The sequence below is a fragment of the Mycobacterium sp. DBP42 genome, from assembly GCF_005924235.1.
Lineage (GTDB): Bacteria > Actinomycetota > Actinomycetes > Mycobacteriales > Mycobacteriaceae > Mycobacterium > Mycobacterium syngnathidarum.
The window spans coordinates 1-23576 of record NZ_VCMY01000017.1 but is presented as its reverse complement, the minus strand read 5'-3'; the positions used below and the strand labels follow the sequence as shown (position 1 = coordinate 23576).

The following is a 23576-nucleotide window of genomic DNA, read 5'->3' as shown; positions in this document are numbered from 1 at the left end:
TCAACTCACAATCCGAGAATGGTGGACGCGATGATGGTGCGCTGCACCTCGTTGCTACCGCCGTAGATCGAGGTCTTGCGGTAGTTGAGGTAGTGCGGGGCGGCGTGCTGCGCCCAGTCCGGGGAGGCGATGTCGCCGGCCTCGTAGGGCAGGGCGTCAGCGCCGGCGACCTCGACCAGCAGTTCGGTGGCGGTCTGCTGCAACTGGCTGCCGCGCAGCTTCAGCACCGACGAGGCCGGGCTCGGCTTGCCGTCGGCCGAATCGGAGGTCACCCGCATCTGGGTGAGTTCCAATGCCAGCACGTCGTTTTCGGCCTCGGCCAGGCGGGCGGCGAACAGCGGGTCGGCCAGCAGGCCGTTGGCCGCGGCGCGTTCCTTCACCTCGGCCAGCCGCACCTTGGTGCGGGCAACCTGGGCGATACCGGTGCGCTCGTTGCCGAGCAGGAACTTCGCGTAGGTCCAGCCCTGATTCTCTTCGCCGACGAGCTGGTCGGCGGGAACCCGGACGTCCTCGAAGAACACCTCGTTGACCTCGTAGCTGCCGTCGATCAGCTTGATCGGGCGCAGCGTGACGCCGGGGGTGTTCATCTCGAACAACAGGAACGAGATGCCGGCCTGCTTCTTGGGTGCCTGCGGGTCGGTCCGGACCAGGCAGAAGATCCAGTCCGCGTGCTGACCCAGGGTGGTCCAGGTCTTCTGGCCGTTGACCACGTAGCTGTCGCCGTCGCGTATCGCGGTGGTGCGCAGCGACGCCAGGTCGGAGCCGGCCTCGGGCTCGGAGAAGCCCTGGCACCACCAGATGTCGAGCGCGGCGGTCGGCGGCAGGAAGCGCTCCTTGATCTCCTGTGATCCGAACTCGGCGATCACCGGCCCCACCATCCGGGCGTTGAAGGTCAGCGGCTCGGGGACGCTGGCCAGCTGCATCTCGTCGAGCCAGATCTGGTGCTGATTGGGCGTCCAGTCCTTGCCGCCCCACTCGACGGGCCAGTTGGGCACCGCGAGTCCGTGCTCATGCAGGATCTTGTGCGCTGTGACGATGCCTTCTTTGCCGATCGGCAGCCCGAGCCGGTTTCGTTCGCGAAGCTCGGCGGGAATCTTCGTCGTAAAGAAGGTGCGGAGTTCGTCGCGGAAGGCGGCTTCCTCCGGGGTGAGGGCTAGCTGCATGACTGCACACTAACCCAGCGGTTGGTTGGGTACCTACGACGGTCCAGTGCTACCGCACCAGCCGCCCCGGCAACCGCGAGGCCACGGCCACACCGAGGTGACCGGCCGGTGAACGTCGAATGAATCAACTGGGTTGGGATGTGGGGTGCCGCGGCACAGCCCGTAAGAGGCCGCAGCCGTGGCCGCAGGGTAGTTGCCGCCGCTCTTCGGCTCGTACCCCCCAGCCCGCCCGGCCGGTGACATCGAAACAAGCGCTCAATGTCTACTTAGGCGGCCACGGCTGCTACATGTTCAAGTTACCAGACTTCCTGGTTAGGGCAGGGACATCCGATCGATGAGCAACCTCTTGAATTGACGTTCAATCTGATTCCGACTGCAGTATCAGGACGGCGCGCGCATCGACTTTCACCGCGCTGCCGGCGGCGGCCGCGTCGCGTGTGGAGTTTGCCGACGTGCTGATTGCCGGAACCCACCGGGCGGCGAATTGTTCGGGGGGTAAAACAAACTCGATCGGTTCGTAGTGCGCGTTGAAACACAGCAAGAACGAGTCGTCGACCACGCGCTGGCCCCGGACATCGGGATCGGCGATGCCCTCCCCGTTCAAGTACATCGCCACCGACTTGGCATACCCGGTCTCCCAATCCTCGGCCGTCATGTCCGAACCGTCGGGTGCGAACCAGGCGATGTCGGGCGACCCGTCGCTACCCGCCTCGCGGACCGGCCGGCCGTCGAAGAACCTGCGGCGCCGGAACACCGGATGTGCGGCGCGCAGGGCCGACACCGAACGGGTGAACTCGAGGAGATCGGAATCGGCGCTGGCCCAATCGATCCAGGAAATCTCGTTGTCCTGGCAGTACACGTTGTTGTTGCCACTCTGGGTGCGGCCGAGCTCGTCACCGTGTGAGAGCATCGGAACGCCTTGGGAGAGCAACAGAGTGGCCAGGAAATTGCGCTGCTGGCGGGCGCGAAGCCGGTTGATCTCCGGATCGTCTGACGGGCCCTCGGCGCCGCAGTTCCACGACTTGTTGTTGCTCTCACCGTCGCGGTTGTCCTCGCCGTTGGCCTGATTGTGTTTCTCGTTGTAGGACACCAGGTCACGCAGCGTGAAACCGTCATGGGCGGTGACGAAGTTGATGGAGGCGAACGGGCGGCGCCCGGTCTGCTCATACAGATCGGCCGAGCCGGTCAGCCGGTAGGCGAACTCGTCGAGGGTGGCCGGCTCACCGCGCCAGTAGTCGCGAACGGTGTCGCGGAACTTGCCGTTCCACTCCGTCCACTGCGGCGGGAAGTTACCCACCTGGTACCCGCCGGGGCCGACATCCCACGGCTCGGCGATCAGCTTGACCTGGCTGACGATCGGATCCTGCTGCACCAGTTCGAAAAACGCGCTCAGGCGGTCCACATCGTAGAACTCGCGGGCCAGGGTGGCGGCCAGATCGAAACGGAAGCCGTCGACATGCATCTCGGTGACCCAGTACCGCAGCGAGTCCATGATCAGTTGCAGCGAATGGGGATGGCCGACATTGAGACTGTTGCCGGTGCCGGTGTAGTCCATGTAGTACTGCAAGTCGTCGTCGACCAGCCGGTAATAGGCGGCGTTGTCGATGCCGCGCATGGACAATGTCGGGCCCAGGTGGTTGCCCTCGGCCGTGTGGTTGTAGACGACGTCGAGGATCACCTCGATGCCGTTGGCGTGCAGTTCCCGCACCATGGCCTTGAATTCCTGGACGTGGCCGCCCGGGGTACCTGCCGAACTGTAGCGGGGGTCGGGTGCCAGGAACCCGATCGTGTTGTAGCCCCAGTAATTCGACAAGCCCTTCTCGACCAGAGTCGAGTCGTCCACGAAGTGATGCACCGGCATCAGCTCGATGGCGTTGACCCCCAAGGCTTTCAGGTGCTCGACAATCACCGGGTGAGCAACGCCGGCGTAGGTTCCGCGCAGCTGCTCGGGGACATCCGGGTGGGTCTGGGTCAGTCCCTTGACGTGGGCCTCGTAGATGACGGTGTCGGCGTACTCATGGCTGGGCGGATGATCGACGCCCCAGTCGAAGTACGGGTTGATCACCACGGCCTTCGGCATGCTGGCCGCCGAATCGTCGTCGTTGCGGGTTGCCGGCTCGTCGAAGTTGTACGAAAACAGCGGCTGACCCCAGTCGAAGGATCCCTCGATGGCCTTGGCGTAGGGATCCAGCACCAGCTTGTTCGGGTTGCACCGGTGACCGGCTGCGGGATCGTACGGGCCGTGCACGCGATAGCCGTAGCGCTGGCCCGGCTCGACTCCCGGAATGAAACCGTGCCAGACAAATCCGTCGACCTCGGGAAGCGTCACCCGGGTTTCGTGCAGCGTCCCGGACTCGTCCGGGTCGAACAGGCACAGTTCGACCTTCTCGGCGACCTCACTGAACAACGCGAAGTTGGTGCCCGAGCCGTCGTACGTCGCACCCAGTGGGTAGGCCTTGCCCCGCCACGTCTCCACAGTCACACATTCGACCTTACGGCTCCCGGGGAGCCGTGGCCGGTCGAATGTGCGGCGGTACGTTACAGCGGTGACCACTCGCTCTGAGCTACCGCAGTACCAGACCCTGCGGGTCACGTTCGACGGCTCCGTCGCGATCGTCATGCTGAACCGCCCCGAGCGTCGCAATGCCTTCGGCGGCGGCATGCGCGAGGAGCTCGCCGACGCCTTTCTGCGTTGCGACGGCGACGACGCGGTTCGCGTGATCGTGCTGACCGGGGCACCACCCGCCTTCTGCGCCGGCGCGGACCTCGGGGCGGGCGAGCAGACCTTCACCGAGCCCGCTCGGGAATTCAGCGCCGCGGGCCTGGTCGTGCCGGCCTGGACCCTCGGTAAACCGGTGATCGCCGCGGTCAACGGTCACGCCATCGGCATCGGGCTGACACTTGCTTTGCAATGTGACATCCGGCTTTTCGCCGCGGACGCGCGGTACGGCGTAGTGCAGGTCCGGCGCGGCATGGTGGGTGACGCCTACTCGCACTGGGTCCTGCCCCGGCTGGTCGGCCTGGCCAACGCCGCCGAGATCCTGCTGACCGGGGCGACATTCGACGGGCGCCGCGCCGTCGAACTCAGCTTGGGCAGCCGGGTGCTACCGGCCGAGCAGGTGTTGCCCGCCGCACTGGAACTCGCCCACGACATCGCGATCAACACCGCACCGATGTCGGTCGCGGCCAGCAAGCGGCTGCTGTGGGACTCGTATGACCTCGACCGGGCCGGTGTCGGCGCCAGGGAGACCGAGATCCACCTGAGCCTGATGGCGCACGACGACGCACGCGAAGGGGTGCGCGCCTACATCGAGCGGCGAGACCCCCGGTGGACGGGACGGCCCGCCGACCCGACTAGCTGATCTGGACCCCGGCTCTTCGGAGTTGATCGATTGCCGCCGTTGAGCTCTCCGGGGCGACTCCGGCGGTCAGGCCGGTCAGCACGCGGGTGCGCAGCCCGGCCTTGACCGCGTCTGAGGCGGTGGCCGCGACGCAGTAGTCGGTGGCGATACCGACCACGTCCACCGCCTCGACGCCCCGCAGACTCAGCCAGTCCGCGAGCGTCGTACCAGAGTCATCGACACCCTCGAAACCGCTGTAGGCCGCCGAATGGTGTCCCTTCTCGAACACCGCCTCGACCGCGGTCGGATCGAAATCGGGATGAAAAGCCGCCCCCGGGGTTTCGGCCACGCAGTGCCGCGGCCATGACGTCCGGTAATCGGGGGTGTCGGAGAAATGGTCACCCGGGTCGATGTGGAAATCCTTGGTGGCCACCACGTGGTCGTACCCGTGGTCGGTGGCCAGCAATGCGCTGATGTCGCGTGCCACCGCCGCACCACCGGCGACCGCCAGCGAGCCGCCTTCGCAGAAATCGTTCTGCACGTCGACGACGATGAGTGCCCGAGCCTGCTTGGACATCTGCATGAACCCGACGCTACCCGCCGAACAGCAGGTACAGCCCGGTGAACGTATAGCCGACCATCACCAGCATCGTCGCGAGCTGGCCGGTGAGCTGATGTTGTCTCGGCAGCAGGCGCAGTGCCCGATCGTGCGCGGCGATCACTCCGGCAACGTGACCGGTCAGCACGAACCCGACCTTCAGGGTGGCCAGCAGCGTCGGGTGGGCCGACAGAAAGTAGCTCACCTGCACGTCATGGAGCCCGAACAGCAAGATCACCGCCTGCTGGCCGCGCTCCACGAGATAGGACAGGTAGTGCGCGAACACGTAGCCGACGACGATCGGGATCAGGGAATGGGCCATCAGCCCTGGCAGCTCGCGCCGAAGTCGGCGATCGACCCCGCCGGTGGTACGGGTGGCCGCCCAGAATGTGACGGCCACCGTGGCGGCGAACACCAGAAGCCCCCCGGTACGGATCAGACTGGCGCCCAATGGAGATCCTGAATGTGCGTCGACGAAGTTGCGCCACTGGGGCATTGCCGAGAAGCTGTCGAACGCGGTCGAGCCCAGCAGTACCGCCAGCACCGCGACCAGCCCGGGCCGCACCGGCAGCGAGGGCAGATGATCGAACGGGTTGCCCAGCACCATCCGCCCGTCGTGGCGGCGCAGTGGCGACAGCTTGGACACCACCGTGCTGTACACCTCGAACGGGTCGGCGCTCTCCGGCCAGCGCGTCCCGCAGCACACGGCGCCGGTGAGCGTCACCACCAGGTAGATCAGGAGCCAGTTACGAATGGCCGCAACCGATCCCGGATCGGGGCTGGCCAGCTCCAGCCAGACGAAGGCGAACAGGCCGGCGGCCGCCGGCCAATAGCCGATCCGCTCCGGATAGCGCCGGGCGTGCCTTCCCGGCAGGAAGCGGCACACCGCGCGCACCGGTGAGATCAGCCGCCACACCGGGCCGAACAACACCGAGACCGCTACCAGCCCCACCCACAACAGGACGTAGAAGACGCTGGGCAGCGGGTTGACGGCGGCCGGTCGGGTGAACGCGGTGTAGGCCACCCACCCGGTCAAGACCAGCGAGAGCACACCCAGGCCCCAGCGCGTCGCGGCGGAGTCCAGAGTCGTCGTCACCCACGACGGCAGCGGTAAACCCGGCTTGTCCGCATCGAACCGGGGCTGCCGCCAGGCCAGCGCCACCACCGCGAAGGTGAACGTGAGCGTCCACGCCGCACCGATCAGTGCGTAGGTGTAGGGGATCGGGAGATCGGTCGAGCCGCCCAGACCGTGGGCCAGGAGAGCGGTCGACGCGGGAGTCACTGTTGCACTTGCACGCTGGCGATCGTGCGGTTCAGCTGATGCAGCTCGATGTCGACCGTGCCGGGCACGTCGACGGTGAACTGGAACTGCTGGCCGTTGCGTGGCTCGATCTTGAAAGTGTGCTCGAGATTGGAGTGCACGTGCAGCTCATCGGCGGCATCGCTGTTCACCCGCACCACGATCGGCTCGCCGACCTTGCCTTGCAGCCGTTGGTTCGTCGGGTTGACCTCACCGCTCTTGATCGTGACGTCGATCAGCAGCCGAGCCGGTGCCTGCTGCTCGTTGGTCATGTCCGACGGATTGACCGTGGTCGCCGAAGGGGTGGCCGAATCAGCTGAACCTTCGGACTTCTGAGTATCGCCGGAGCCGCCACAACCGGCCGTCACCAGGGCGAGAGCGGACGCCAGGACGATGACACTGCTTTTGAGGTTGATCACGGTGAACCATCTTCGCCTGAGTCGTCGACACCTTCATCTCGAACGTAATCACGCGGCCCGCCGCGGCGGTCCCGCATGGCGACGTACACCACGACACCCACCACGACGACCGCCGGGGCGAAGGCCGGCAACGCCAACAGCAGCGTGTGGTCGGCCTGGAAGCGGATCGGATCGATCATGGGTGTCCAGCGGGTTCACGGCCGGCGGCCAGCTCTCGGGCATTGATCCGGCCCGCACCCCAGGTCAGCCCGGCGATCAGGATCAGTGTGCACACCAGGACCACCAGCGACGCCGCGTTGAAGAGCCACGACGGATGATCGAGATTGCGTTCGCGCTGCAGGATCGTGATCTCCTGCACGAACTCCCGGTTGCTGGAGGTCAACGCCGGGGTCTCGGCGGCGCCGATGCCGGGATCGGCGGGCAGGTAGATCGGCACCCCGGCCATGGTGGTTCCGTCCTGCACGCGCAGCAGGGTCTTCCAGGTGCCCGACACCGGGATGGGCTGCGTCGAGCGGTAGTGGCCTGGGCCGACCTGCTCCAAACGGTTGATCACCAGACCGCGGTGGTCGGCCAGGCCGCCCTGCCACGCCAGGATCGACACCCACTCCGGATCGTCACCGACCAGGTCGACCGGGGTGATCTGGACGTCGGCGGAGGCCACGCGCTGCCCGTCCGGGGCCGGCAGGTCCGTCAAAGTGATGGTGGCGCTGGCGTTTTGCGGGACTTCGGTGCGTAACCCGTTGGCCACCGCACCGCCGATCACCAGGACGGTGACCACCACGACGGAAATCCCCACCGCGGGGCGGGGCAGCGGTTGGCCGGTGAGCACCAGGGCGAGCAGCGCGCCGCACAGGCCCATCGCGACGGCCACCGGGATCGCCATGGCCAGCGCTTCGCCCCACATGCTGGTGGGCCACGGGTAGTGATAGACCGCGCCGATCCACAACGATTCCAGCCACAGCCCGACGGTGCCCACCCCGAGCCCGCCGACCGCACCGAAAAGGATGGGCCGCTTGACGAGTGGGGTCAGTGCGAGGAGTTCGACCACCAGGGCCGGACCGAGGTAGAGCGCGAACCAACTCGTCGGCGCACCCAGAACCGGCCCGACGATCAAGGCCACGACCCCGCGCAAGGCGATGGCGAACCCGGCGGCGATCAACGCCGCACCCGGGCCGAGCACCAGCCGGGCCGCGACGGCCGCCAGTGCGGCCGCGGCCGCGATCATCATCGGCTGCAGCACGAGCCGGAACTGCTCGACGCCGAAGTCGTACTCGATCTGGAACACCGAGAGACCGATGAACAGACCGCCGAACGAGAGGAAATAGAGAAACTTGTTGAACTTGCTGTCCTCGGCCATGCCCTCGGGCCCCATCGCGACACGGCCTTCGTGTTCCAGCAACAGCACGGCGATCAGAGACAGGCCGGCCCCGCCGATCAGCATCAAATGTGTTGGGCCCCAAAGTGTGACGTCCTGGCCGAAGATGCGGTGCCAGATGTCGTCGAGCGGAAATCCGATGAGAGCGTAGAGCCCGCACAACGCCATCAGCACCCCGCCCACGGGGGCGTACCAGGTCCGGGTGATCCGGATGGCGGCGGGCCCAGGCTTGTCGTAGGGCAGCACGATGGCCATCGACCCGGCGATGAACAGCAGGAACAGCCCGATCAGGATGAAGTAGTGCGCGGGGTTGGCCAGGGGGCCCTCGTCACGTCCCTTGCCGATATGCAGGCTGACATCCCAGATGAAACCGAACAGCGCGCAGATGATCGTCGCGGTGAACAGGAACACCTGCAACGCGACCCACGGCGGCCGGTGGAACTTGCGTCCCAGCCACTCGGCGAAGTTGTTCAGCCAGGTGATGCGTCGGTTGCGGTGCAGGTAGCCGATCCACAGCAGTGCGACCGTGACGATCAGGGCGACCACCGACATCCCGATCACCTGATCGAGCGCGGCACCACCGCCTTCGGTCCCGGCGGCTGCGGTGAGCGTGACATCGGACGAGCCCATCATGACCTCCGGTCAGCCGACTGTGGTGTCGGTGACTGATGTTGCCAGAAGTGGGCCGGTCGAAACAGACGTTCGGTCGGCTCGGTCAGCTCCACGCAGTGCTGGGTCGCTGCATGCGTTCCCCGTCGAGGAATACATCGACCCGCTCGTCGAAGAAGCAGATGTGATCGCGGACCGGCACCGCGTCGATCAGCGGCTCGTGATACGACCAAGCCAGATCGGCGGGCCCGCCGGGCGGCGAATAGTAGGTGGCCCGGCCCTTGTACGCGCAATATGTGACGGTGTCGCTGACATCGAGGACGGCAGTCACGTCTTCGCGGGGAAGGTAGTGGCGGGTGGGCAGTCCGGTCTCGAATAGCGCCATGGGACTGCAGGATTCGGCCAACACCCGTCCGTCGAGCTCGATGCGGACCCGTCGACGGCTGCGCCGGACATCGATCCGGTGGAACGGATCGTGCGGATGCGCGACGATCGGCTCGTCCTCCTCGCGCCACTCGAACGTCGCGAAGTCCAGGATCACGTAGTCGGCCAACTCCGGGTCGTCCGGCCGAAATGCTGCGGCCGCACCGGTTTCCTCACCGGCGATGACGTCGAACGCCGTTCCCGGACAGGTGTGCGCGGTGAACGGCACCGACGGGTCCAGGAAACCGAGGATTTCGTCGTCGCCGACATCCCCGCCGGCCGGAACAAGTTGCGCCGTCAACGCCGAACGCGGTACCGCGTACGTCGGCACCACCCGCCGCGGCTCCCAGATCAGCACCGCCGCGCCGGTGTCGGCCACCGGCTCGCCGCCCAGGCACACCCGAATTCGCTTGGCAGTGGGCTGGTATCGCAGGGCGCCCAGCTTGCCGCCCAGGAGCTCGTCCATTCTCACCGCCATCGAGCCATTATCGATGCCGACGGCGCCCGCTGTCTGCTACTTGACGTCGACGTACACCGTGCGGGTGGTGACGGCGCTCAGTGTGTCGGTGCGGCTGAAGTTCGGTCCCGGTCGTATGGCGACCACGGAGGCCTGCTTCAGCGGTGACGAACCGAGACGGTTGACCACCACCGTGTAGCCCTGGGACTCAAGCTGTCTGATGGTCTGCTCGGCATTACTGGGGCCGTTGGGCGCGGCCGCGGCCGGTCCGGCCGACCCGATGATGGCCGCCACCGCCACGCCTGCCGCCGCGGCGGCGATCCGAGACCTTCCGAATGTGTTTCGCACTGGACTGTCCTCTTCCACGCTATTCGTTACGCTGCCAGATATCGGTTCAAACCAGCAGCTCAGGCGCTTTAGTTCCAATGGCAGAAATTGATCGCTTGGTGGCGGCCCTTGGGCTGCGGCAGCGCGACGGGGTCACTTGCGGCCCGACGGTCGCGCTGGTGGCCGGCGCCATGATGGACCACGCCTACCGCGCGGAGTTGTTGCACCCGGACGGCCCGGCGTGGTTCGCCGCCGAGCAGGGCCGAATTCACGCTGCCGTCAACCGGATTTGGCCCCGGCGGCTGGGCACCACGCCCGCCGGAATGGCGCGCGCTCTGACCCACCGCAGTGGGAAACGGTCGGTGACATACCGGTGGCGGCTCTTCCGCGGCACCTGCGACTCGCTGTCGGATGTGCTTCGCGCCGTCACGGAAGGGTGGCCGGTTCCGATGCTGGTCGGTGAGCGCGGCATCCCGCGGCACTGGGTTTTGCTTGCCGGGACCACCGGTGAGGTTCTGGAGTGCTACGAGCCGTCGTCGGGCACGGTGGTGCCGACCGATGTCGCGGCCGTGCGGGGTGCTCGGCTGACCGGGCTGGGTTTCCCCCGGCCCTTCGCCTTTGTCCTACCGTCGAAGCATGGCCCGAAAGTATGCGACCGCTGACCGAGTGGGTATCGACGAACTCCTGGACTTCGTGCGACCGCGACACCACATGGTGCTCACCACGTTCCGCGCCGACGGCTCGCTGCAGACCTCCCCGGTGACGGGCGGGGTGGATGATCGGGGCCGCATCGTGATCGCGAGCTACCCGCAGCGGGCGAAATCCGCCAACTGCCGGCGCACACCCCGTGCCAGCGTGACCGTGCTGTCCGAGGAGTTCAACGGACCGTACGTACAAGTCGATGGCGATGCCGAGGTGATCGGGCTCCCGGAGGCGGTGGAGCCGCTGGTCGACTACTTTCGCGCGGTCGCCGGTGAACACCCGGATTGGGATGAGTACCGGCAGGCGATGGTTGACCAGGGCAAGTGCCTGATCCGGGTCACGCCGGTGCGTTGGGGCCCGGTTGCCACGGGTGGCTTCCCTCCGGCGTAGGTGCAGGCCGACGCGTTGCGTTGGCTAGCAGGTCAAACTATAGTCTGGACACATGTCCAGAGGGTTCGGAGTCGACGCGTGAGCGTGTATTCCCAGCTCAGCACGATTTCGGCCGTCGGGTGATCTGATTATGCGTATCGCGTTGCTGTCCTATCGGAGCAAGACCCATTGTGGCGGCCAGGGCGTCTACGTGCGCTATCTGAGCCGCGGGCTCGCCGAACTCGGCCATGACGTCGAGGTGTTCTCCGGCCAGCCCTATCCCGAGGGGCTCGATCCGCGGGTCAAACTGACCAAGGTCCCCAGCCTCGATCTCTACCGCGAACCGGACCCCTTCCGTGTGCCCAGGCCCAGCGAGATCCGCTCCGGCATCGACGCGCTGGAGCTGGCCACCATGTGGAGCGCCGGGTTCCCCGAGCCGCGGACGTTCACCATGCGCGTCGCCCGCATCCTGGCCGACCGCCGCGACGAGTTCGATGTCGTGCACGACAACCAGAGCCTGGGCTCGGCGCTGCTGAAGATCGCCGAGAGCGGCCTGCCGGTCGTGGCCACCGTGCACCACCCGATCACCCGCGACCGGGTGGTCGAAATCGCCGCCGCCAAGTGGTGGCGCAAGCCACTGGTGCGGCGTTGGTACGGGTTCGCCGAGATGCAGAAGAAGGTGGCCCGCAGGATCCCCGAGCTGCTCACCGTGTCGTCCTCGTCTGCCGCCGACATCGCCGAGGACTTCGGGGTGACACCGGATCAGCTGCACATCGTGCCGCTGGGTGTGGACACCGAACTGTTCAAGCCCAGCGACCACCGGGTGAGCGGCCGCATCATCGCGATCGCCAGTGCCGATGTCCCGCTCAAGGGCGTCAGTCATCTGCTCCATGCGGTGGCCCGGCTGCGGGTGGCCCGCGATCTCGACGTGCAGTTGGTGTCCAAGCTCGAACCGAACGGTCCGACCGAGAAACTCATTGCCGAACTCGGTATTTCCGACATCGTGCACAGCTCCAGTGGGTTGAGCGACGAGGAACTCGCCGCGCTGCTCGCTTCCGCCGAGGTGGCCTGCATCCCGTCGCTGTACGAGGGCTTTTCACTGCCCGCGGTGGAAGCCATGGCCAGTGGCACCCCGATCGTGGCGAGCCGCACGGGTGCCCTGCCCGAGGTGGTCGGGGACGACGGATCCTGCGCCCGGCTGGTGCGCCCGGCCGACGTCGACGAGCTGACCGCGGTGCTGGGTGAACTGCTCGACTCGCCGTTGGAGCGCCGCAAGCTCGGCGCCGCCGGGCGACAGCGAGCACTCGATGTCTTCAGTTGGGAATCCGTTGCCGCACAGACGGTATCGGTGTACGAGATGGCCCAGGCACGGGTTTGGACGCGCACGCGAGGAGCACAAGAAGGAAAGGTGGCGCCATGCTGACCGTCGATTTCGACCGTCTCGGTGTCGGACCGGGCACGACGGTGATCGACGTCGGCTGCGGCGCGGGCCGGCACACGTTCGAGGCCTATCGGCGCGGGGCCTCGGTGGTCGGCTTCGACCAGAGTGTGTCCGACCTCAACGATGTCGACACGATGTTGCAGGCCATGCGGGAAGAGGGCGAGGTCCCGCTGTCGGCCAAGGGGGAGGCCGTCAAGGGAGACGCTCTCGACCTCCCGTACCCCGACGCGAGCTTCGACTGCGTCATCGCCTCGGAGATCCTGGAGCACGTTCCGCAGGACGACCGTGCCATCGCCGAACTGGTGCGTGTCCTCAAACCCGGTGGCTCGCTGGCCATCACCGTGCCGCGATGGTTGCCCGAGAAGCTCTGCTGGCTGCTCTCGGACGAGTACCACGCCAACGAGGGCGGGCACATCCGCATCTACAAGGCCGACGAACTGCGCGACAAGGTGTTGGCCCACGGGCTCACGCTGACCCATACGCATCACGAGCACGCGTTGCACTCTCCGTACTGGTGGCTCAAATGCCTTGTCGGCACGGAGAAGAACGACCACTTCGCGGTCAAGGCCTACCACCAGCTGCTGGTGTGGGACATGATGGGCCGGCCCTGGGCCACCCGCACCGCCGAGTCGCTGCTGAACCCGGTGATCGGCAAGAGCGTTGCACTGTATTTCCACAAGCCGGAAGACAACGGGTAGGCCCGCGCTGTGTTTGTGCCTGAGATCCCCGGTGTGCCCGGAGTTCTGACTCCAGAAGACTGCGTGCAGACGGCGCGCTCGATCGCGGCGACCCAGGAAACCTCGGGGGCGCTGCCGTGGTTCGACGGCGGACATACCGATCCGTGGGACCATGTGGAGAACGCCATGGCGCTGACCGTGGCCGGGCTGATCGAACCGGCCCGGGCGGCATTCGACTGGTGCCGCAACGTGCAGCGGCCCGACGGTTCCTGGCCCATTCAGCTGCGCAACGGCGTGATCGAGGATGCCAACAGCGACAGCAACTTCTGCGCCTACGTGGCGACCGGGGTTTGGCACCATGTGCTCATCACCGGGGACCGTGCCTTCGCGGAGTCGATGTGGCCCGTGGTGACCCGTGCGCTCGACTTCGTGCTGGGTTTGCAGGCCCCCGGTGGCGAGATCTACTGGGCGGCAAGCCCGTCGGGCCCGGTCGAGGAAGCCCTGCTGACCGGCTGCGCCAGTGTGTATCACAGCATTCGCTGCGGCCTGGCGCTGGCCGATTTCCTCGACGATCCGCAACCGGAATGGGAGGTGGCCGTCGGCCGGCTCGGCCACGCCATCGCCGCCCATCCAGAGGCGTTCTCCGCCAAGGACACCCATGCCATGGAGTGGTACTACCCGGTGCTCGGTGGCGCCCTGCAGGGCGAGGCGGCCCACGCCCGCATCGCGCAACGCTGGGACGACTTCGTGGTGCCCGGGCTGGGCATCCGGTGCGTCGACCACCGGCCGTGGGTCACCGGCGCGGAGACCTGTGAGCTGGTGATGGCACTGGATGCGATCGGCGACACTCCTCGGGCCCACGAGCAGTTCGTGGCGATGCAGCATCTACGCGAGGGTGACGGATCCTATTGGACCGGACTGGTTTTCGCCGACGGCAAGCGCTGGCCCGAGGAGCGCACCACCTGGACCGGTGCGGCGATGGTCCTGGCCGCCGACGCCTTGTCGCGGACCACCGCGGCCAGCGGCATCTTCCGAGGCGTGGGGCTGCCGCGCGGCCTCGAGGGGGAGTATGACTGCGAGTGTGTCGGCGGAAAAGCCGGGGACCGCTAGTCCAACTGTCCCGGTTCGCCCGAGGTCCGCTCCAGTACCCGCATCGAACCCATCACGACCACCTCTGCGAAGGCACCGGTCGCGAGTGCGCGCTGGTAGATGTGGAACGGGGCCTGACCGCCGTCGTCGGGATCCGGGAACACGTCGTGGATGATCAGCGCACCGCCGACGTCGACCCACCGGGCCCAGCCGTCGAAGTCACGCTGCGCGGCCTCCTCGGTGTGACCGCCGTCGATGAACAGCAGCCGCAACGGCGTTCGCCATCCCCGCGCGACCACGGGTGAGCGGCCGACCACGGCCACCACATGCTCGTCGAGGCCCGCGGCGTCCAGCGTGTGGCGCATCGTGGGTAGCGTGTCGAACAATCCGGTCACCGGGTCGACCATGGTGGTGTCGTGGTATTCCCAGCCGGCCTGGTGCTCTTCCGAGCCGTGGTGATGGTCGACGGTGTAGAGAACCGAGCCGGTCTGCTGTGCGGCCGCGCCGAGCATCACGGTCGACTTGCCGCAGTAGGTGCCGATCTCGACACCGATCCCGCCGCCGAGATAGCGCAGTCCGGCGTCGTAGAGGGCGCGGCCTTCGTCGGCCGGCATGAAGCCGGTGACCTGCTCGGCAAGGTCGAACAAGCGTTGGGCGTGGGGCGGCAGGGTGGTGTCGGCGGTGCTCATGAATGCCCAACCTACCGTTGCTGGCCAGTGGTGGTTGTAGTAGCGTCCGGACACGTGTCCGATGCGGCCTTGGAGTCCACGCGCCGCCGTCTGAGTGCCCGGCAGGCCGACACCGTGGAGCGCCTGGGTCAGGCTGCATTGCAGCTGATCACCAGGGACGGATTCCCCGGGTTGACCGTGCGCCGGGTGGCTGCCGAGGCCGGTGTCGGGGCAGCCACGGCCTATACCTACTTCTCCTCCAAAGAACACCTCGTGGCCGAGGTGTTCTGGCGTCGTCTCTCGGCTGCGCCGCCGGCTGCGCACACCTCAGCGGACCCGGCCACCCGGGTGGTCGAGGTGTTGCAGCACATCGCGTCACTGTTGGCCGGCGAACCCGAGTTCGCCGGGGCGGTGACCAACGCCCTGCTCGGCAAGGATCCCGACGTGGACGTGCTGCGGCAACGGATCGGTGCCGACATCCGCGGCCGGCTGGTGGCCGCGCTCGGACCCGATGTGGACCTGGACGTCATCGAAGCCCTGGAACTGCTCTACACCGGGACCCTGGTGTGGGCGGGCATGGGCTACGACCCGTATGCGGCCGTCACGCAACGGCTGGAGAAGTCAGCGCGCTTGCTGCTCAGCTGAATTCGCGGTCATGATCGCCGTTGACGCGGCCACTGCAGGCCCGTAGATCTCGTGGATGTCGCGGCCGTCCTCGACGATCAGCGCCGTGAGCTCGCGCAGCCCGCCGAGCAGGATGATGGCCATCGGCTCGGTGAGCCGAGGTAACCCGGCCCGCTCAAAGCCGGCACTGCCACTGAGTTCGATGAGCAGATCGGTCAGCTCGCGCAGCGCCGCGCGCTGCAGCGGGCGGGCCCTGCTTCCCAGCGCCGGCAACTCACGGATCCAGCTCAAGGTGATCGCCGGGGCCGACGCGATGTGGTCGACGTAGGCGCCCACCGCCTGGGCGATCTGGTCTTGCCAGTGCGCGTCGGGATCGACGGCGCCCTGGATGCCGTCGACGAGGGCGGCGTTGTTGGCCCGCAACAGCTCGAGGAAGCCGTCCTCCTTGGTGCCGAACTGGTCGTAGAACGTGCGCTTGGAGGTGCGGGCATGGCGGACGATGTCGGCCACCGTGCTCTCGCGATAGCCCTTCTCGGCGATCGCCGTGGCGAGCCCATCGAGTAACCGCAGCCGGTAGGTCATCGTGGCTGACCCCCTTGCGTTGCCTGGTACCTGGGAGTACCGTACCTCATAACCCATTGGTACCGCGCGGTACCAGAACTGGCTGGAGGTCGTATGACCGAGCTCGTCGCTACAAAGAAGTCCGCCGAGACCGTCACGCCGGGGCGGATACCGCCACCCGCGCGGGTTCCGAAGCCCTTGCAGGCCATCGGCTTTGCCGTGGCCAGGCGCTGGGTGGTCAAACAGGTCGCCCGCCGCCAGGGCGACGTCTTCCGCCTCAAACTCCCGATCTTCGGCCCCACTGTGATGATCGCCGACGCTCAACTGGCCAAGCAGCTCTTCGCCGCCAACACCGACGACGTCGGCAACATCCAGCCCAACCTGAGCCGAATCCTCGGATCCGGATCGGTGTTCGCCCTCGACGGCACCGATCACCGCCGCCGTCGCAAGCTGCTCACCCCGCCGTTCCACGGCAAGAGCATCAGGAACTACGAGCAGATCTTCGAAGAGGAGACCCTGCGGGAAACCGCGAGCTGGCCCGAGGGCCGGGAGTTCGAGACGCTCGAGCCGATGATGCGGATCACCCTGAACGCGATCCTGCGCGCCGTGTTCGGCGCCGACGGTGAGCAACTCGATGAATTGCGCCGCATCATCCCGCCATGGGTCACGTTGGGTTCACGGCTGGTGGTGGTGCCGACCCCGGCCCGGACCTACGGCAGGTTCAGCCCGTGGGGCCGGTTGGCCAGATACCGCGAGCAATACGACGCCGTCATCGGCCGGTTGATCGACAAGGTCGAGGCCGACCCCGACTTCGACCAGCGCGACGACATCCTGGCGCTGCTGTTACGCAGCACCTACGAGGACGGATCTGCCATGTCCCGCAAAGACATCGGCGATGAGTTGCTGACCCTGCTGGCCGCCGGGCATGAGACCACGGCTTCGACCCTGGGCTGGGCTTTCGAGCGGATCAGCCGTCATCCGCAGGTGCTGGCCGACCTGGTGGCCGAGGCCGCCACCGACGGCAACGAGTACCGTCAGGCCACCATCCTGGAGGTGCAGCGCAACCGCACCGTCATCGACTTCGCCGGCCGGCACATCTACGCGCCGTCGATCCGGTTGGGGGAGTGGGAGATCCCGCGGGGTTACTCGGTCATCGTGGCGATATCGCAGATCCAGGAATCGTTGAATGAGTTCCCGAATCCAGATCGGTTCGACCCGCAGCGCTTCGTCGGCAACCGACCCGGCCTGGGCTGGCTGCCGTACGGCGGCGGCACGCGGCGCTGCGTCGGAGCGGTCTTCGCCAACGTGGAAATGGACGTGGTGTTGCGAACGATATTGCGCCACTTCGTCATCGAGACCACCACCGCACCGGGCGAAAAGGTGCACTCCCGCGGGGTGGCCTATACCCCGGCGGCGGGCGGGCGCATCGTCGTGCATCGCCGCGCCACGCCGCTGGGGGCCTGATCGGCTATCCGGTGGTCTGCCGCTTGGGCAGCTTCCAGCCCGCGCGCGGGAAGTGGCAGGTGTACCCGTTCGGGTAGTGCACCAGGTAGTCCTGATGCTCGGGCTCGGCCTCCCAGAAATCGCTCGCCGCGGTCACCTCGGTGACCACCTTGCCCGGCCACAGTCCCGAGGCGTCCACATCGGCGATGGTGTCCAGGGCGATGCGCTTCTGCTCGTCATCGAGGTAGAAGATCGCCGAGCGGTAGCTGGTGCCGACGTCGTTGCCCTGCCGGTCCTTGGTGGACGGATCGTGGATCTGGAAGAAGAATTCCAGCAGCGCGCGGTAATCGGTCTGCGCCGGGTCGTATTCGATCTCGACGGCTTCCGCATGCCCGGGATGGTTCCGATACGTGGGGTGGTCGTTGCGACCGCCGGTGTAGCCGACGCGGGTGGAGACCACGCCGGGCTGCTTGCGGATGAGGTCCTGCATGCCCCAGAAACAGCCCCCTGCCAGGATCGCCGTGGCCGTCCCGTTCGCCTGGTTGCTCATGCCGTTCTCTCCTTCTGCTCGTCAAACCACATTGTGCTCCGGCGCTACCGTGGAGCGCATGCGTGTAGTGCCAACCACCGCGCTTGCCGGTTTACTCCTGTTCGCCGGATGCCCCACCGCGGCGGCCGAGCCGGGCCCGGTCGCGGTGCCTGAGGTGCCACCGGATCCCGCCCGAACGCTGTTCACCGACAACCCCGCGATCGTCGACCCGCATCTGACCCGGATCGAATCCTTCAGCCGTCACGAGAACGGCCTGCTGGTCAACTTCACCGCGGGTACCCCGGATTGCTTCGGGGTGCACCTGGTCACGCACGAGACCGCGGATGCGGTCACGATCGACCTTCGCGGCGGAACGCCGCCGGAGTCGGTCGGCCGGATGTGCATCGCCCTTGCGTTGCCGGGCAGTGCCGCAGTGGCACTGCAGGCCCCGCTGGGTTCCCGACAGGTGCTGGTACCGCAGTGACGGGCCTCGACAAAGACCGGTAGAACGTGTTCTAGTTTTGGGGTGACGAGCAGCCCTTTCAGCCGCGAGGAACTCGCCGCTGCCTTCGAGACGTTCGAGCAGACCGTCGATCGGGCCGCGCAGACCAAGAACTGGGATGTGTGGGCCGACCACTACACCGTCGACGTCGACTACATCGAGCACGCCGTGGGCACGATGAAAGGCCGCGAGCAGGTACGGCCGTGGATCTGGAAGACCATGACCACATTCCCCGGCAGCTACATGACGTCGTTCCCGTCGCTGTGGTCGGTGATCGACGAGCCGACCGGCCGCATCATCTGCGAACTGGACAATCCGATGCGCGACCCGGGTGACGGCACCATCATCACCGCCACCAACATCTCGATCCTGACCTACGCCGGCGACGGCCTCTGGTGCCGTCAGGAAGACGTCTACAACCCCCTGCGATTCGCCTCCGCGGCCCGCAAGTGGTGCCGCAAGGCGGCCGAACTCGGCACCCTGACCGACGAGGCCGAAGCGTGGCTCAAGAAGTTCGGGGGCGGCCAGTGAGCGCCAAGCTGGTCATCGGGGCCAACGGATTTCTCGGCTCCCATGTGCTGCGGCAGTTGGTCACCGCAGACGACGGGTCCGAGATCCGGGCCATGGTGCGGGCCGGCGCCAACACCGTGGGAATCGACGACCTCGACGTCACGCGGGTTCTCGGCGACGTCTTCGACACCGCGGCTCTCCGCGAGGCGATGACCGGCTGCGACGTCGTCTACCACTGTGTCGTCGACCCCCGCGGATGGCTGCGCGACCCGGCACCGTTGTTTCGCACCAACGTCGAGGGCACCCGCAACGTGCTCGAGGTCGCCGCCGAGATCGACGGCCTGCGCAAATTCGTCTACACCAGCAGCTACGTCACCGTCGGGCGCAAGCGCGGCAAACGGTCTTCGGAGGACGACGTGATCGACCTGCGGGGGGTGACGCCGTACGTGCGCTCCCGGGTGCAAGCCGAAGAACTGGTGCTGCAGTACGCACGTGAACGCGGGCTGCCCGCCGTCGCGATGTGCGTGTCCACCACGTACGGCAGCGGCGACTGGGGCCGGACCCCGCACGGAGCGATCATCGCCGGAGCGGCTTTCGGCAAGCTGCCGTTTGTGATGAGCGGGATCGACCTGGAAGCAGTCGGTATCGACGACGCAGCCCAAGCCATGCTGCTGGCCGCCGAACGCGGCACCCCGGGTGAGCGCTACCTGATCTCGGAGAAGATGATCAGCAACGCCGAGGTGGCCCGGCTGGCGGCCGAGGCCGCCGGTGTCGCGCCCCCGCAGCGGTCTCTGCCGCTGCCGGTGTCCTACGCGCTCGCCGCCGCAGGCACCCTCAAGGGCAAGCTCCGTGGCACCGATGAGCGGTTGTCGCTCGAATCCCTGCGGCTCATGCGGGCCGAAGCCGAGCTCGATCACTCCAAGGCCGTGCGTGAACTGGGTTGGCAGCCAAGGCCGGTCGAGGAATCGATCGCCGAGGCAGCGAAGTTCTGGGTGGGCCTACGCGCGGCCAAACGCGCCCGCAACGGCAACTGAACACCACGCCGTAGGACGTTAAGCCACTGGGCGCCAAGCGTATTGCGGCCTAACCTGGCGATATGACCGACAAGCTGAAAGTCGACCTCTCCGGGGCGCCGCAGACCATGCTGGCCACGTTCTACGCCAAGGCGCTCGACGCCGGGCTGCCCCACCCGATCCTCGGTGACAAGCTGGCCAAGGAAATCGCCGACCGCATCGACTACGACTGGAGCCGCACCTCGATCACCGAGGCGAAGTCACCGGCGGTGACCACCCGCAGCGCGCACTTCGACCACTGGACCCGCCAGTTCCTGGCCGTGCATCCCGAGGCTGTGGTGCTGCATCTGGGGTGCGGACTGGACGGGCGGTTCTTCCGACTGGAGCCCGGCCCCGGAGTCGAGTGGTACGACATCGACTACCCCGACGTCGCACATTTGCGCGAGCAGCTCTACCCGTCCGCGGAGCACTATCACGTGATCGCCGCCTCGGTGACCGACCCGGCCTGGCTGCGCGACATTCCCGCCGAGCGTCCGACCCTGATGATCGGTGAGGGGCTGACGATGTATCTCACCGAACACGACGGGGTGGCGTTGCTGCGTCGCATCGTCGACGGATTTCCTTCCGGCGAACTGCAATTCGACGCGTTCAACACCCTCGGTATCAGATCGCAGTGGATCAACACGGTGGTTCGCCGATCCGGGGCCAAACTGCATTGGGCCATCGACAAACCCGAGGACATCCTGCGCGCGGTGCCGGGTACCCGGCTGTTGTCTCGGATGTCGCCATTCGACGACCCGGTGTTCGCCACACTGGCCTGGCGCTACCGGTTGATGCTGGCCATCATGAAACCGGTACCGGTGCTGCGGTACATGGCGCAATATCACCGCTACGCGTTCTGAGCTGATGCCCACCAACGGTAAAGCGGGACAGTCCGTTTCCGGACTGCCCCGCTTTGCCTGTCGATATCAACGGCCGCTGTGGCGCACGGTGTTGTCCACCTTCGGGACCATCGGCTTGGGGTGGATCTGGTCCAGCCAATCCAAGTGGTCCACACCAGCGGAGATGGTGACGGCATTGGGAGCTGCGACGGGAGCGGGCTCAGCGGCCAGGGCCGGTGCGGCCAGGCCCAGGACGGCTGCGCCCAGTCCGCTGGCGGCTATGACGGCGAATCCGAACTTCTTCATTTTCTGCTTCTTCCTTTCTCGTCCATGTCGGTTATGCCTGTGTAAACCGCGAGGTCAGCCAGCCAATTTCCGTTGGCAGTAATTGATCGACTCATGGCAGAAAGAAGGATGTACGCGCCTTCACATTCCTCCCGACGTCCGAGAAGTCCTGGCACAATCCAGCGGTGCCCAACACGGTGAACGGTCAGGTTTCCCACTGGTTCGACCAGCTGCCCACGCCTCGACCGCCCCTGCCCGACGATGGGGATGCGGACGTGTGCATCGTCGGCGCCGGATATACCGGGTTGTGGACCGCCTACTACCTCGCGCAGGCCGACCCGTCGCTGCGGATCACGGTGCTGGAGGCCCGGTTCGCGGGCTTCGGGGCGTCAGGTCGCAACGGCGGCTGGCTGTCGGGCCTGGCACCGGGTGATCGGCACCGGATGGCACGGCAGCACGGACGTGAACGGGTGCTCGCCTGGCAGCAGGCACTCAACGAGGCCGTCGACGACGTGATCGAAGTAGCCCGTCGAGAGGGAATCGACGCCGGGGCGGTCAAGGGCGGAACCTTGGAGATCGCCCGCAACGCTGCCCAAGCGGCCCGCCTTGCCGACGCGATCGCCGAGGAACGCGCCTGGGGCAATGACGTTGCGGAACTGACGAAAGAGCAAGCCGCCGAACATATTCGCTTTGACGGTGTGGTGTCGGCCTACCGCACCCCGCACTGCGCCCGGATCCAGCCGGCCCGGCTGGCCCGCGGGTTGGCCGAAGCCGTCGAACGCCGCGGCGTCACGATCTACGAGAACACGCCGGTCACCGAGATCGCGTCGGGCCGCGCCGTCACTGCCCTGGGCACGGTGCGGGCGCCGATCATCCTGCGCGCCACGGAGGGCTTCACCCCGGCGCTGCCGAGTCTGCGCCGTACCTGGCTGCCGATGAACAGCTCGATGATCGCCACCGACCCGATCCCGGCGGCGTTGTGGGACGAAATCGGTTGGCAGGGCTGCGAAACCGTGGGAGACAGTGCGCACGGTTTCTTCTACGCGCAGCGCACAGTCGACGATCGCATCGCCATCGGCGGGCGCAGCGTCCCCTACCGCTTCGCCTCACGCACCGACGTGGACGGGCAGGTACCGGCCCGCACCATCCGGCTGCTCACCGACGTGCTGCATTCGATCCTGCCGCAGGTGCGCGAGGTGCCGATCGCCCATGGGTGGTGCGGGGTGCTGGCAGTGCCCCGGGACTGGCAGGCGAGTGTCGGTCTGGACCGGGCCAGTGGACTGGGCTGGGCCGGCGGCTATGTCGGCCACGGAGTCACCGCCACCAACCTGGCCGGCCGGACCTTGGCGGACCTGGTCTTGCGTCGCGACACCTCCATCACAGAGCTGCCGTGGGTCGGGCATCGATCGCGCAATTGGGAACCCGAGCCGCTGCGGTGGCTCGGCGTGCGTGGGCTCTATGTCGCCTACAAGCTCGCCGACCGACACGAGGCCGGCGGGCGGTCGCGGACCTCGCCGATCGCGCGGGTCGCCGACGTCATCACTCGCAAGCCGCATTAGCGCTGGTCAGGGGAGTGCGGCCAACTCGTCGTACCCGGGTGGCATACTCGCACACATGTTCGAACGTTCCGCTGCCGACCTGATCGATGCGGTCAGCGCTGCGGCGCGGGCCGAGTCGGTGGCGATCGCGGGCCGGTTGGCCGCGATCGGGGCGCTGGACACGCTACGCGAACAGGAGTTGGCCGAGTCGATTTTCTGGACCACCGATCCGTTTGAAGCGGTGGGGGCCGAGATTTCGGCGGCGATGCGGATCAGCCGCGGTCGGGCCGGCACCCAGATCCATCATGCCCGGGTGCTGCGGGACAAACTGCCTCAGGTGGCGGCGCGGTTCGCGGTCGGGGATATCGACTATCGGGTGGTGCGGATGCTGATCACCCGCACCGCCACCACCGACCCGGCGGTGTGGGAATCCTTGGATGCCGAACTGGCCGCCCGCGCGCACCGCTGGATGCGGTTCTCCGAACGACAGTTGCGGGACCGGATCGATCAATGGGTCGCCAAACTCGATCCGAATGGGGTGCGGGTCCCGCCGGATCTGACCGAGGAGCGGTTCGTGCAGGTCGAGCCCGGCAGCTTGGGCAACGCCACGATCTGGGCCAATGTCGATGCTGTTGACGGGGCGGCATTGGATCAGCGTTTGGATGCGTTGGCGGACACGGTGTGTGAGCACGATCCGCGCACCCATGAGCAGCGGCGTGCCGATGCGATCGG

The 23576-nt window shown here is 66.9% G+C and carries 27 protein-coding genes; 14 read left to right on the top strand and 13 right to left on the bottom strand.

What is annotated here, in order from left to right:
• Positions 1–5 precede the first annotated feature (5 nt).
• Both E0T84_RS16900 and glgX read right to left on the bottom strand, forming a co-directional pair.
• The gene (locus tag E0T84_RS16900; protein WP_070945834.1) at positions 6–1163 is read right to left on the bottom strand and encodes an acyl-CoA dehydrogenase family protein; all 1158 of its coding nucleotides are present in this window, start codon (positions 1161–1163) and stop codon (positions 6–8) included.
• 358 nt (positions 1164–1521) lie between these two features.
• Positions 1522–3639, bottom strand: a complete 2118-nt coding sequence (gene glgX / locus E0T84_RS16895; RefSeq protein ID WP_138745050.1) for a glycogen debranching protein GlgX — start codon at positions 3637–3639, stop codon at positions 1522–1524.
• Positions 3640–3709: 70 nt separating this feature from the next.
• Here glgX and E0T84_RS16890 point away from each other — a divergent pair, with 70 nt between their 5' ends.
• Positions 3710–4525: an enoyl-CoA hydratase/isomerase family protein gene (locus E0T84_RS16890; RefSeq protein WP_138745011.1), complete on the top strand. Its 816-nt coding sequence runs from the start codon at positions 3710–3712 to the stop codon at positions 4523–4525.
• On the opposite strand, the gene E0T84_RS16885 is transcribed toward E0T84_RS16890, so the two are convergent.
• The 7 genes from E0T84_RS16885 to E0T84_RS16855 form a co-directional block, all read right to left on the bottom strand.
• Positions 4518–5087 carry an isochorismatase family protein gene (locus E0T84_RS16885; RefSeq protein ID WP_278247944.1) on the bottom strand — a complete coding sequence of 190 codons (570 nt, stop codon included), beginning with the start codon at positions 5085–5087 and terminating at the stop codon, positions 4518–4520. The genes E0T84_RS16890 and E0T84_RS16885 overlap by 8 nt on opposite strands.
• Positions 5088–5097: 10 nt before the next feature.
• Positions 5098–6384 (bottom strand): hypothetical protein, encoded by a 1287-nt coding sequence (locus E0T84_RS16880; RefSeq protein WP_138745010.1) that lies wholly within the window; start codon positions 6382–6384, stop codon positions 5098–5100.
• Entirely contained in the window at positions 6381–6821 is a 441-nt protein-coding gene (locus E0T84_RS16875) for a hypothetical protein (protein WP_138745009.1), read from the bottom strand. The genes E0T84_RS16880 and E0T84_RS16875 overlap by 4 nt, the downstream gene beginning before the upstream one ends.
• On the bottom strand, positions 6818–7000 hold the full coding sequence (locus tag E0T84_RS16870; RefSeq protein WP_138745008.1) for a hypothetical protein: 183 nt from the start codon (positions 6998–7000) through the stop codon (positions 6818–6820). Before E0T84_RS16870 ends, E0T84_RS16875 begins: the two co-directional genes overlap by 4 nt.
• On the bottom strand, positions 6997–8826 hold the full coding sequence (locus E0T84_RS16865; RefSeq protein WP_070186644.1) for a hypothetical protein: 1830 nt from the start codon (positions 8824–8826) through the stop codon (positions 6997–6999). Before E0T84_RS16865 ends, E0T84_RS16870 begins: the two co-directional genes overlap by 4 nt.
• Before the next feature lie 85 nt (positions 8827–8911).
• A complete protein-coding gene (locus E0T84_RS16860; RefSeq protein WP_070186624.1) occupies positions 8912–9706 on the bottom strand; it encodes a DUF427 domain-containing protein in 795 nt (264 codons plus the stop codon).
• A gap of 36 nt (positions 9707–9742) precedes the next feature.
• Positions 9743–10033 carry a hypothetical protein gene (locus tag E0T84_RS16855; RefSeq protein WP_070186645.1) on the bottom strand — a complete coding sequence of 97 codons (291 nt, stop codon included), beginning with the start codon at positions 10031–10033 and terminating at the stop codon, positions 9743–9745.
• Between the two features lie 77 nt (positions 10034–10110).
• On the opposite strand from E0T84_RS16855, the gene E0T84_RS16850 reads away from it, so the two are divergent.
• From E0T84_RS16850 to E0T84_RS16830, 5 genes are all read left to right on the top strand, one after another.
• Positions 10111–10674, top strand: coding sequence for a hypothetical protein (locus E0T84_RS16850; RefSeq protein ID WP_138745007.1), 564 nt, complete (start codon positions 10111–10113; stop codon positions 10672–10674).
• Positions 10649–11104: a PPOX class F420-dependent oxidoreductase gene (locus tag E0T84_RS16845; protein ID WP_138745006.1), complete on the top strand. Its 456-nt coding sequence runs from the start codon at positions 10649–10651 to the stop codon at positions 11102–11104. The genes E0T84_RS16850 and E0T84_RS16845 overlap by 26 nt, the downstream gene beginning before the upstream one ends.
• Before the next feature lie 130 nt (positions 11105–11234).
• Positions 11235–12506: a glycosyltransferase family 4 protein gene (locus E0T84_RS16840; RefSeq protein ID WP_070186627.1), complete on the top strand. Its 1272-nt coding sequence runs from the start codon at positions 11235–11237 to the stop codon at positions 12504–12506.
• The gene (locus tag E0T84_RS16835) at positions 12500–13222 is read left to right on the top strand and encodes a class I SAM-dependent methyltransferase (RefSeq protein ID WP_070186628.1); all 723 of its coding nucleotides are present in this window, start codon (positions 12500–12502) and stop codon (positions 13220–13222) included. The genes E0T84_RS16840 and E0T84_RS16835 overlap by 7 nt, the downstream gene beginning before the upstream one ends.
• A gap of 15 nt (positions 13223–13237) precedes the next feature.
• Positions 13238–14311, top strand: a complete 1074-nt coding sequence (locus E0T84_RS16830; RefSeq protein ID WP_371726017.1) for a prenyltransferase — start codon at positions 13238–13240, stop codon at positions 14309–14311.
• Here E0T84_RS16830 and E0T84_RS16825 read toward each other — a convergent pair.
• Complete coding sequence (locus E0T84_RS16825; RefSeq protein ID WP_070186629.1) at positions 14308–14979, bottom strand: class I SAM-dependent methyltransferase; 672 nt, start codon at positions 14977–14979, stop codon at positions 14308–14310. The two genes, E0T84_RS16830 and E0T84_RS16825, sit on opposite strands and share 4 nt — an antisense overlap.
• Positions 14980–15033: 54 nt before the next feature.
• On the opposite strand from E0T84_RS16825, the gene E0T84_RS16820 reads away from it, so the two are divergent.
• Positions 15034–15603, top strand: a complete 570-nt coding sequence (locus tag E0T84_RS16820) for a TetR/AcrR family transcriptional regulator (protein WP_070186630.1) — start codon at positions 15034–15036, stop codon at positions 15601–15603.
• Here E0T84_RS16820 and E0T84_RS16815 read toward each other — a convergent pair.
• Positions 15580–16164, bottom strand: coding sequence for a TetR/AcrR family transcriptional regulator (locus E0T84_RS16815; RefSeq protein WP_070186631.1), 585 nt, complete (start codon positions 16162–16164; stop codon positions 15580–15582). The genes E0T84_RS16820 and E0T84_RS16815 overlap by 24 nt on opposite strands.
• Before the next feature lie 93 nt (positions 16165–16257).
• On the opposite strand from E0T84_RS16815, the gene E0T84_RS16810 reads away from it, so the two are divergent.
• On the top strand, positions 16258–17607 hold the full coding sequence (locus E0T84_RS16810; RefSeq protein WP_138745005.1) for a cytochrome P450: 1350 nt from the start codon (positions 16258–16260) through the stop codon (positions 17605–17607).
• A 4-nt stretch (positions 17608–17611) separates the two neighbouring features.
• On the opposite strand, the gene msrA is transcribed toward E0T84_RS16810, so the two are convergent.
• Entirely contained in the window at positions 17612–18136 is a 525-nt protein-coding gene (gene msrA / locus E0T84_RS16805) for a peptide-methionine (S)-S-oxide reductase MsrA (protein WP_070186633.1), read from the bottom strand.
• A 58-nt stretch (positions 18137–18194) separates the two neighbouring features.
• Here msrA and E0T84_RS16800 point away from each other — a divergent pair, with 58 nt between their 5' ends.
• The 4 genes from E0T84_RS16800 to E0T84_RS16785 all read left to right on the top strand — a co-directional run bounded on the left by E0T84_RS16800 (position 18195) and on the right by E0T84_RS16785 (position 21042).
• Entirely contained in the window at positions 18195–18599 is a 405-nt protein-coding gene (locus tag E0T84_RS16800) for a hypothetical protein (protein WP_249383668.1), read from the top strand.
• 42 nt (positions 18600–18641) lie between these two features.
• Positions 18642–19148, top strand: coding sequence for a nuclear transport factor 2 family protein (locus E0T84_RS16795; RefSeq protein WP_070186635.1), 507 nt, complete (start codon positions 18642–18644; stop codon positions 19146–19148).
• Positions 19145–20161: an NAD-dependent epimerase/dehydratase family protein gene (locus E0T84_RS16790; protein WP_138745004.1), complete on the top strand. Its 1017-nt coding sequence runs from the start codon at positions 19145–19147 to the stop codon at positions 20159–20161. The genes E0T84_RS16795 and E0T84_RS16790 overlap by 4 nt, the downstream gene beginning before the upstream one ends.
• A 62-nt stretch (positions 20162–20223) precedes the next feature.
• On the top strand, positions 20224–21042 hold the full coding sequence (locus E0T84_RS16785; protein ID WP_075910385.1) for a class I SAM-dependent methyltransferase: 819 nt from the start codon (positions 20224–20226) through the stop codon (positions 21040–21042).
• A gap of 66 nt (positions 21043–21108) precedes the next feature.
• Here E0T84_RS16785 and E0T84_RS16780 read toward each other — a convergent pair whose 3' ends face one another.
• The gene (locus tag E0T84_RS16780) at positions 21109–21327 is read right to left on the bottom strand and encodes a hypothetical protein (RefSeq protein WP_075910384.1); all 219 of its coding nucleotides are present in this window, start codon (positions 21325–21327) and stop codon (positions 21109–21111) included.
• A 164-nt stretch (positions 21328–21491) separates the two neighbouring features.
• On the opposite strand from E0T84_RS16780, the gene E0T84_RS16775 reads away from it, so the two are divergent.
• Together E0T84_RS16775 and E0T84_RS16770 are read left to right on the top strand one after the other, a co-directional pair.
• On the top strand, positions 21492–22865 hold the full coding sequence (locus E0T84_RS16775; protein WP_138745003.1) for an FAD-binding oxidoreductase: 1374 nt from the start codon (positions 21492–21494) through the stop codon (positions 22863–22865).
• A 55-nt stretch (positions 22866–22920) separates the two neighbouring features.
• The coding region (locus E0T84_RS16770) for a DUF222 domain-containing protein (protein WP_138745002.1) at positions 22921–23576 on the top strand (656 nt) is incomplete at its 3' end.